The organism is Halorubrum trapanicum, assembly GCF_017873555.1.
GTDB lineage: Archaea > Halobacteriota > Halobacteria > Halobacteriales > Haloferacaceae > Halorubrum > Halorubrum trapanicum.
The window spans coordinates 465925-473815 of record NZ_JAGGKE010000001.1 but is presented as its reverse complement, the minus strand read 5'-3'; the positions used below and the strand labels follow the sequence as shown (position 1 = coordinate 473815).

General features: G+C 71.8%; 12 protein-coding genes. 4 read left to right on the top strand and 8 right to left on the bottom strand.

What is annotated here, in order from left to right; genetic code table 11:
• Positions 1-106: 106 nt before the first annotated feature.
• From sod to J2744_RS02310, 3 genes are all read left to right on the top strand, one after another.
• Positions 107-706 (top strand): superoxide dismutase, encoded by a 600-nt coding sequence (gene sod, locus J2744_RS02320; protein ID WP_209543953.1) that lies wholly within the window; start codon positions 107-109, stop codon positions 704-706.
• 498 nt (positions 707-1204) lie between these two features.
• Positions 1205-1528, top strand: a complete 324-nt coding sequence (locus J2744_RS02315; RefSeq protein ID WP_209543952.1) for a DUF5827 family protein — start codon at positions 1205-1207, stop codon at positions 1526-1528.
• On the top strand, positions 1525-2451 hold the full coding sequence (locus J2744_RS02310; protein ID WP_209543950.1) for an ATPase: 927 nt from the start codon (positions 1525-1527) through the stop codon (positions 2449-2451). Before J2744_RS02315 ends, J2744_RS02310 begins: the two co-directional genes overlap by 4 nt.
• 24 nt (positions 2452-2475) lie before the next feature.
• On the opposite strand, the gene J2744_RS02305 is transcribed toward J2744_RS02310, so the two are convergent.
• The 3 genes from J2744_RS02305 to J2744_RS02295 all read right to left on the bottom strand — a co-directional run bounded on the left by J2744_RS02305 (position 2476) and on the right by J2744_RS02295 (position 3962).
• Positions 2476-2958 (bottom strand): hypothetical protein, encoded by a 483-nt coding sequence (locus tag J2744_RS02305; protein WP_209543947.1) that lies wholly within the window; start codon positions 2956-2958, stop codon positions 2476-2478.
• Between the two features lie 66 nt (positions 2959-3024).
• The gene (locus J2744_RS02300) at positions 3025-3372 is read right to left on the bottom strand and encodes a 4a-hydroxytetrahydrobiopterin dehydratase (protein ID WP_209543945.1); all 348 of its coding nucleotides are present in this window, start codon (positions 3370-3372) and stop codon (positions 3025-3027) included.
• A gap of 92 nt (positions 3373-3464) precedes the next feature.
• Positions 3465-3962, bottom strand: coding sequence for a DUF7124 domain-containing protein (locus J2744_RS02295; protein WP_209543943.1), 498 nt, complete (start codon positions 3960-3962; stop codon positions 3465-3467).
• Between the two features lie 76 nt (positions 3963-4038).
• Here J2744_RS02295 and J2744_RS02290 point away from each other — a divergent pair, with 76 nt between their 5' ends.
• Positions 4039-4866 (top strand): BtpA/SgcQ family protein, encoded by an 828-nt coding sequence (locus tag J2744_RS02290; RefSeq protein ID WP_209543941.1) that lies wholly within the window; start codon positions 4039-4041, stop codon positions 4864-4866.
• 21 nt (positions 4867-4887) lie between these two features.
• Here the strand turns inward: J2744_RS02290 and J2744_RS02285 are convergent, their stop codons facing one another.
• Genes J2744_RS02285 through J2744_RS02265 form a run of 5 tightly spaced genes read right to left on the bottom strand, consistent with a single transcriptional unit; the run spans position 4888 to position 7835 of the window.
• Positions 4888-6012, bottom strand: a complete 1125-nt coding sequence (locus J2744_RS02285) for a carbohydrate kinase family protein (RefSeq protein WP_209543929.1) — start codon at positions 6010-6012, stop codon at positions 4888-4890.
• Complete coding sequence (locus tag J2744_RS02280) at positions 6009-6518, bottom strand: nucleoside deaminase (protein ID WP_209543927.1); 510 nt, start codon at positions 6516-6518, stop codon at positions 6009-6011. Before J2744_RS02280 ends, J2744_RS02285 begins: the two co-directional genes overlap by 4 nt.
• Before the next feature lie 24 nt (positions 6519-6542).
• On the bottom strand, positions 6543-6848 hold the full coding sequence (locus J2744_RS02275) for a hypothetical protein (RefSeq protein ID WP_209543925.1): 306 nt from the start codon (positions 6846-6848) through the stop codon (positions 6543-6545).
• 18 nt (positions 6849-6866) lie between these two features.
• Positions 6867-7637, bottom strand: coding sequence for a hypothetical protein (locus J2744_RS02270; protein ID WP_209543923.1), 771 nt, complete (start codon positions 7635-7637; stop codon positions 6867-6869).
• 21 nt (positions 7638-7658) lie between these two features.
• Positions 7659-7835: a hypothetical protein gene (locus J2744_RS02265; RefSeq protein WP_209543921.1), complete on the bottom strand. Its 177-nt coding sequence runs from the start codon at positions 7833-7835 to the stop codon at positions 7659-7661.
• Between the last annotated feature and the right edge of the window lie 56 nt (positions 7836-7891).

The following is a 7891-nucleotide window of genomic DNA, read 5'->3' as shown; positions in this document are numbered from 1 at the left end:
GAGCAAGGCGACTCCCATTACCGCTTTCTCGACCTCGTTTTCCTAAACTCATTACGGCGTGATCCCGTTGCTGTCTTCCATTTTCAATAGAGCAGGTGATACAAGCATGAGCTACGAACTCGATCCGCTGCCGTACGAGTACGACGCGCTGGAACCGCACCTCTCCGAGCAGGTGCTCGAATGGCATCACGACACCCATCATCAGGGGTACGTCAACGGCTGGAACTCCGCCGAAGAGACGCTCGAAGAGAACCGTGAGAACCACGACTTCTCTTCGTCCGGCGGGGCCATCCGCAACGTGACCCACAACTCCTCGGGTCACATCCTCCACGACCTGTTCTGGCAGAACATGTCCCCGGAGGGCGGCGACGAGCCCGAGGGGGCGCTGGCCGACCGCATCGAGGAGGACTTCGGCTCGTACGAGGCCTGGAAGGGCGAGTTCGAGGCGGCGGCCTCCGCGGCCGGCGGCTGGGCACTCCTGGTGTACGACACGTTCTCGAACCAGCTCCGCAACGTCGTGGTCGACAAGCACGACCAGGGCGCCATCTGGGGCGGTCATCCCATTCTGGCGCTCGACGTGTGGGAGCACTCCTACTACCACGACTACGGTCCGGCTCGCGGTGAGTTCGTCGACAACTTCTTCGAGGTCGTCGACTGGGAGGAACCCACCAGCCGCTACGAGCAGGCCGTCGAGCTGTTCGAGTAAGCGCGTTCGAGCGAACGCGTTACGCGCGTCGAGATCCGCATTTTTTCGCAGTACGTTGCCCGGTTAGTGACTGCTCTCTGTGTCGCAATTGCCTTGTAAACAGCCGCGGCGAACACTTCCAAAGCCCCAGCCGCGAGGGTATCATTGGTTGACCGCGAGTTAGTGGTGAACACCTCCAAAGCCCCAGCCGCGAGGGCGGCGTACGCTCGCTGCGCTCCTCGGTCGCTCACTCCGTTCGCTCCCTGCGGTGCTTGCGTCGCCTACGCCGCCCTCGCGGCTGCCCCTTTGAGTCCCGCCCCACACCGCTCCGCACAGCACCTCACGCCTCCCCAGCCTCGCGGCTCCCTCCGCTTCGCTCCGGTCGCCGCGTCCCTCGCGCGTGCGACTCGCGGCCTGTCGGCCGCTCGTCGGCACGCGCCACCGCATTGGTCCGAGTGTCATCGGATCGATTCGGATCGTATCGGCAGCGTTTACGGACGCGGTCGCGTATCCCCGCGCATGCCCGAACCGAAGTCGGCGTTCGACGCCACCTACCCGTGCGACTTCTACGAGCCTGCCGAGCTGTTCGAGCCGGACCAGATGTACACGATCCCCGAGATCGGTCGCCTGCTTCAGGGGTTAGAGCCGGACGCCGAGGTTGACCCGGACACCGAGGCGGTGCTGGTCGACTGGGCGGTCCCGTGGGTATTGGTCTACGCCGAGGACATGGTCGTCGCCGAGCCGCTGAGCGAGGACGGCCCGGGCTACTACGGACTCGCAACGGAGGGCGGCTCGGACTCAGACATCGATAGCGACGCGACCCCCGTCGACGAGTCCGCGTGACCGGGGAGCCGTCGGATCCGCCGGTGTACCTCGTCGCCGGCGGCGCCCGCGTCGACGCCGGCAAGACCACCTTCTCGGCGGGGCTGGTCGCCCACCTCGCGGAGCGCGCGGGCGACGCCGTCGGCGTCAAGCCCCGCGCGGGCAACGACTACTGGTTCGACCACGACGACTACCGGGTCGCCACCGATTCCGCCCGCCTCTACGGGAAGGACGCCCGGGCCCTCGCGGCCGCAAACACCCGGACGCTGGAGACCGCCGACGAGTCGCCGTCGTCGCCCTCCCCGTCCCCCTCGGCGGTCACGCCCGAGTCGATCAACCCCGTCCACCGGCTCTGGCGCCCGACGCCGGGCCGGACCGGGATACTCGGCGACGCCGACCGCACCTTCCTCTGTGACCGCGTGACGACCGCGTCCGGAACGCGGTTCGTCGTCAACGGCGCGGCCGAGGGCGCGGGGCTGCTCCCCGACGACCTCGTCGAGCGCCTCCCGCTCGCGGACGCGACCCGCGTGCGCGAGGTGCCCGATTTCAACGAGGTGATGGCCGAGGCGCACCTCCCGGCGATCGAGCGGCTCGCGGCGCGGGTCGCACGGACCCCGGTCCCGGTCGTCGTCGAGTCGTACGCCGACGTCGCCGGGACGCTCCCCCGCGACGGGCCGGTCGCGCCCGACGCGGTCGCCGTCGTCGACCCCGGCCGCGCACGGATCTACGCCGGCGACCGGTACGCGAAGGCCCGAGAGGTCGCCGCCGGAAGCCCGCGCGAGGGAAGCCGCGAGGAGCACGTCGACGCGGTGACGGAGATGATCGAACCGCTGGCGACCGTCCCGCTCCCGGCGCTGTCCGGCGACGTTCGGGGGGATCCCGACCGCGTGGCGACACGCTACGAGTCGGCGTACGAGACGCTGGTCGGCGCGATCGAGGAGTGAAGGAGTGACGCGTACGGCCCGCGCTCAGGCGTTCCGCTTCGTGTAGTGTTCCAGCGCGGACTCGATCGACGAGAGGTCGGCGCTCACCCGGTCGTCGGCGACGCGCATGAACCCGGGCGTGTACGACGACGAGTAGTCGAAGATGCGGTTGACGGCGCGCTTGGGCGCGGAGACGGCGTTGAACTCGGTGACCGTGTACACTCGGGTGGTCGGAAAGGCGGTCCAGAACGCCCCGCTCGCCCACCGGTCGTCGTCCTCGAACGTCTCGCCGATGCGCCCGGTCGCGACGTACTCGTCGTCCGCGTAAAATAACAGGAGGTCGCCCGCCTTCATCTTCTCGAACGTCGACCCGTTGCCGCTGTCGTCGTCGACGGCCCACAGGCGGGCCTCGTCGAGGTCCGCGAGGGGTTCGGGCCGATCCGGGTAGTCGGTGAGATCGACGGGGGACCGGACCGTTCGGTCGAAGTTCTCCGGGTCGATCGGGACCAGGAAGACGTTCTCGCTCATTGTCCTCCGTTTCGCCGGGAGGGGTTTAAACTCGTTCGTTGCTGTGTCCGGTCTGAGGCCGTCCGGTCACCCCTCGTAGTCGGCGTACAGGCGGTCCATCCGCGCCGCCATCACGAAGTCGGCGCGCGTCAGCCCGCCGACCTCGTGGCTCCAGATCTCGATCCCGACCTCGCCCCACGACAGCGCGATGTCGGGGTGGTGCCACTCTGCCTCGGCCAGCTCGCCCACGTCGTTCGTGAACGCCAACGCCGTCTCGAAGTCGGGGAACTCGTAGCTCGCCTCCAGGTGGTGGTCGTCGATCACCTCCCAGGCGTCACCGAGTTCGTCGAAGTAATCGGCGTACTCGTCGTCGTCGAGCGGCTCCGCGTCGTCGTCGGCCGGCTCGACCGGCTCGTCCGCGAGCGGTGAGGACATACCCCGTGTTGGGCGACGAGCGGTTTGTACCTTCCGCGGGCGAGGGCCCGGCGCGGCCGACGAGCGAGACCTGACGAGCGGGGAGCAGGGACTCACCGGAACCGCGAGACCGCGTCGCGGACTACCCGTCGAAGCCGAGCGAGGCCCCCGGACCCGCGGTCGTCGCCGCCGCGACCATCGCCGTCGAGACCGTCGCCGTTCGGTCCCGTCGCGCCCGGATCGGACACCTCCCAACCGGCCTTCGCTGCGGCCTCGTCGACCCGCAGGAACTCGTAGCCGGTCTCCGTCGCGACGCGCTCGTCCGCGCGGGTGGTACCGACGAACACGCACCGCGGCGCGGCGCTCTCCTCGCGGACGTCCGCCAGCGTCCCCCACTTGTCCCAGTTCGTGAGCGCGTAATCGTTCTCGATCCCGTGGTCGCGGGCGAACGCCGCCACCTGGTCCGCCTCGTTCGCGACGATACCGACGTGGCGGCCCCACCGGCGCGCGTCGGCGAACGCCGCGGCCGGGTCCGCGAGCGAGCGCGCGGCGCCGAGCGAGAAGACGAGCGTCACGTCGCCGTCGCCGGGGTCCGTCGCGTCGATTCCCATCTCGATCGGACCCAGACGGCCGGCGCCCTAAACGCTGTGGGGAGGCTTTTGTCCGGGCGCCTCCTCGGCACCCACGATGGAGTTCGAGTCCACCTTCGGCACGACTGCGCCGCTGCTCGGCATGGTCCACCTCCCGCCGCTGCCGGGCGCGCCCAAAGCGCCCGACGACGGGCGAGAGGCGATGCGCGCGGCGGTCGACCGGGCCGCGAGCGACGCGCGGGCGCTCGACCGCGGCGGCGTCGACGGGATCGTGATCGAGAACTTCGGCGACGCGCCGTTCTACCCCGACGAGGTCCCGCCCCACGTCGTCGCCGGCGTGACCCGCGCCGCGACCGCAGTCGCCGCCGAGACCGACCTCCCGCTCGGGATCAACGTCCTCCGGAACGACGCCGATGCCGCCCTCTCGGTCGCCGCCGCGGTCGACGCCGACTTCGTCCGCGTGAACGTCCACACCGGCGCCCGCGTCACGGATCAGGGGATCGTCCAGGGGCGCGCCCACGAGACGCTCCGCCTGCGTGACCGCCTGGGCGTCGACGTCGGCGTCTTCGCCGACACCGACGTGAAACACTCCGCGCCGCTGACCCCCGAGGGCTACGCCGCCGAGTCGTTCGCGGACACCGCCGAGCGCGGCCTCGCCGACGCCGTCATCGCCTCCGGCTCCGGGACCGGCGAGGCGGTCGACGCGACGGATTTGGAGGCGGTCGTCGCCGAGCGCGAGCGCCACGGACTCGACACGCCGATCCTCGTCGGCAGCGGCGTCACCCCCGAGACGGTCGCCGACCTGCTCGATATCGCCGACGGCGCCATCGTCGGCACCGCCCTCAAGCGCGGCGGCGTGACGACCGCGCCGATCGACGCCGACCGCGTCGCCGCCCTCGTCGCGGCCGCCGACGCGGTGCGGTGACGCTCACGGGTCCGATCCGAGTCACCGACTCCCGGCCGGCCCGTACCCGCGCTCCGCGAGGAACGACTCGACCTCGTCCCGCGTCGGGAGTCCCGGCTGCGTGAACCGGGCGGTACAGTTGATCGCGGCGACCGCGGCCGCGAACCGCACGCCGGGAGCGACGCAGTCGCGGTCGGCGAGCGGCTCCGCGGCGGTCCCGGGCGATCCCCCCGCGATCCACTGGTCGATCAGCCCGGCGGTGAACGCGTCGCCGGCGCCGGTGGCGTCGACGGTCTCGACGTCGAACGCGTCGAACCGGGAGACCTCGCCGCCGGCGATCGCCGTCATCCCGTCCGCGCCGTGCGTGAGGACGGCGCGGGGCCACGTCGGTCCTCGGTGTCCCCGCGGGCGTGTCGCCCGAGTCTGCGCGGCCGCGACCCGCTCGACCGCCGAGTCCGCCGAGCCGAAGAACGCGGGGGCGGCGACGCCGTCCGCGACGAACAGGTCGGCCCGATGGAGGAACCGGTGGACCGTTTCCGGCTCGGTCCCGCGTCCGACCAGCTCCTCGACCGGGCCGGAGAGGTCGAAGACGAGCGCGGGCGGGTCCGCTTCCGGACGCTCGGCGGCGCGCTCTCGGAGGGACTCGACCCGGTCGAGAACCTGTCTCGCGGCGCGATCCGGCGCGTAGGCGGTGAGGAACACCGCGTCGGCGTCGGCCATCGCCGCCAGCGCGTCGTCGCCCAGTCGGAGTCCGCGGAAGCTCTCGCCCGCGGTGACGATGGCGCGCTCGCCCTCCGGGTCGCGGAGGATCAGCGACCGCGTGTGGGGGTCGTCGCCGACCGCGACGTGGGTCGCGTCGACGCCGGTCTCGTCGAGGTACTCCAGCGCGCGTCGCCCGTACTCGTCGTCGCCGACGCGGCTGATCAGCCCCGCGTCGCGGCCGAGGCGGTCGAGCGCGACCGCGGCGTTCGCGCCGACGCCCCCGAACGCGGACGTGACCTCGCGGGCGAACGCGCCCCCGTCCGGCTCCGGGAGGTTGCTGACCGCGTACCACTCGTCTATCGCCGCGGCGCCGACCGAGAGGATCGCGGGGGAGCCGCCGGTCCGGACCGCCCCCTCCGTCCTCTCGGTGTCGTCCCCGTCTCCGGAGTTCGATTCCGTCGTCACGGCTCGCCGAAGAAGGACTCGTGGACGCTCGTCGCGGCGTCGGCGGCGATCGGTCCCTCGACGCTCGTCTCGCCGTCGGCGCGGCGGATCACCTCCTCGCAGGGGATCGGGACCACGCCGCCAGAGAGGTCGGCCAGCGTCTCGCCGTCGACGCCGAAGACGACCCGGTCGATCCCCGCGTAGTGGATCGCGGTCGCGCACATGGGGCACGGCTCCGTGCTGGCGTACATCGTACACGCAGCCGGCTCGTCGGCGCCGAATTCGCGCGCGGCCCACCGCGCGAGCGTCAGTTCGGGGTGGGCAGCGACGTCCTCCTCGGTTCTCGTCTCGTTCCGGGCCTCGCGGACGACCTCGCCGTCGACGACGAGCAGCGCGCCGAACGGGGTGTCACCGACCGCGACGGCGGCTTCGGCCAGCTCGATCGCTCGGTCCACGTACTCGCGGTCGGTCGCGTCCGGCGGGAGGTCGCCCGCCGCCGGCTCGCCGAGCGCGTTCTCGTCGGCCATACGGGCACGTCCCGCCGCGGCCACCTAACGCTTCCTGCGGTCGTCGTCGGGGGGTCGCTCGCGGTCGCCGCCGGTCTCGGTCTCGCTACCCTCGCCCGTCTCGTCGGCGGGCGGTCCGGATCCCCGGACGTCGCGGAGGGCGTCGACCGCGTCGTCGGTGGCGGCTGCGGTCCGCGTCTCGGTCGCGGCCGCGGGGTCGAGTCCGTCGGGTTCGTCGGCGTCGCCCGCGTCGCTACCGCTCGATTCCGTTTCGTCGCCCGATTCGGCCGCGTCGTCCGCCTCGTCGTCCGCGCCGAAGAGCCACGCGCGGACCGCGTCGATGAATCCCATTGGTCGGTGGTGTCGTCGTCAGTAGTTCTTGAACAGCAGCGCGCGCACGTCGTCTTTGGTTCGGGCGGTCTCGACGCTCCCGTCCGGGAGGTCGACCTCGTACCGCGCGTCGCCGTCCGCCTCGCGCCACTTGTCCCCGTGAGTGTCGAGGAGGCTCATCATCGCGTCCAGCTGGCCGGCGCCGCCGTCGTTGCTGTCGTCGTCGCTCGCGTTGTCGCCCGCGTCGGCGTCGTTCGTGTCGTCGTCGCCCGCGTCGGCCGACTCGGTTTCGTCGGCGTCGGCCCCGTCGCGGTCGACTCCGGCGTCGTCACCGTCGGCGGTCGCCTCGTCGTCGGGGTCGACGTCGACGCGCGCGAACGGGTCGGCGGCGAGACGCTCGGCGGCGTCGAGGATGGCGTCGACGAGTTCGGGCTTCGTCATCTCGCTGCGTCCCGTGATCTCGAAGGCGGCGCCGATGTCGGACAGATCCATCGGATCGTCCGGCTCGGGGTCGCCGTGTCGTCGGTTCCGGGCCGCCAGCAGTTCTCGGGCGCGGTCGCGGTCGAATGGCGCGTCGGGTCCGGTACCGTCCGCATCCTCGCCCGCCTCCCCGTCTCCGTCCGCATCGTCGCCGGACGGCGGCGCCGCGAGGCGGTCGGGGTCGTCGACGGCGTCCGCGAGGTCGAGCAGGTACGCGAGCGCGTCCTCGCGGTCGACTGAGGCGTACGGGCCGGCGTGGGCCGCGGCCAGCTCCTCGCGGAGCGCTTCGATCCGGTCCGCGTGGTCGTCGGTGATGTCGAGCGTGGGCATGGTGTGGGTCCGATCGAGCGGTTACTGGTTCTCCTCGAAGCGCGCGAGCGCGTCCGCCCAGCTCTCGGCGAACTCCGGTTCGCCGGAGTGGTCGGCCTCGACGTCGGCGTAGCCGCAGTCGTCGCAGGCGACGGCGGTGGCGGCGCCGAGCGAGAGCGTCGACAGGTCGCCGCCGCAGCGGGGGCACTCGGGCGACACGGATTCTCGCGTCGAACGTCGTCGCCCGCCGTGAAAAACGCACGGGTCGGGTGGGG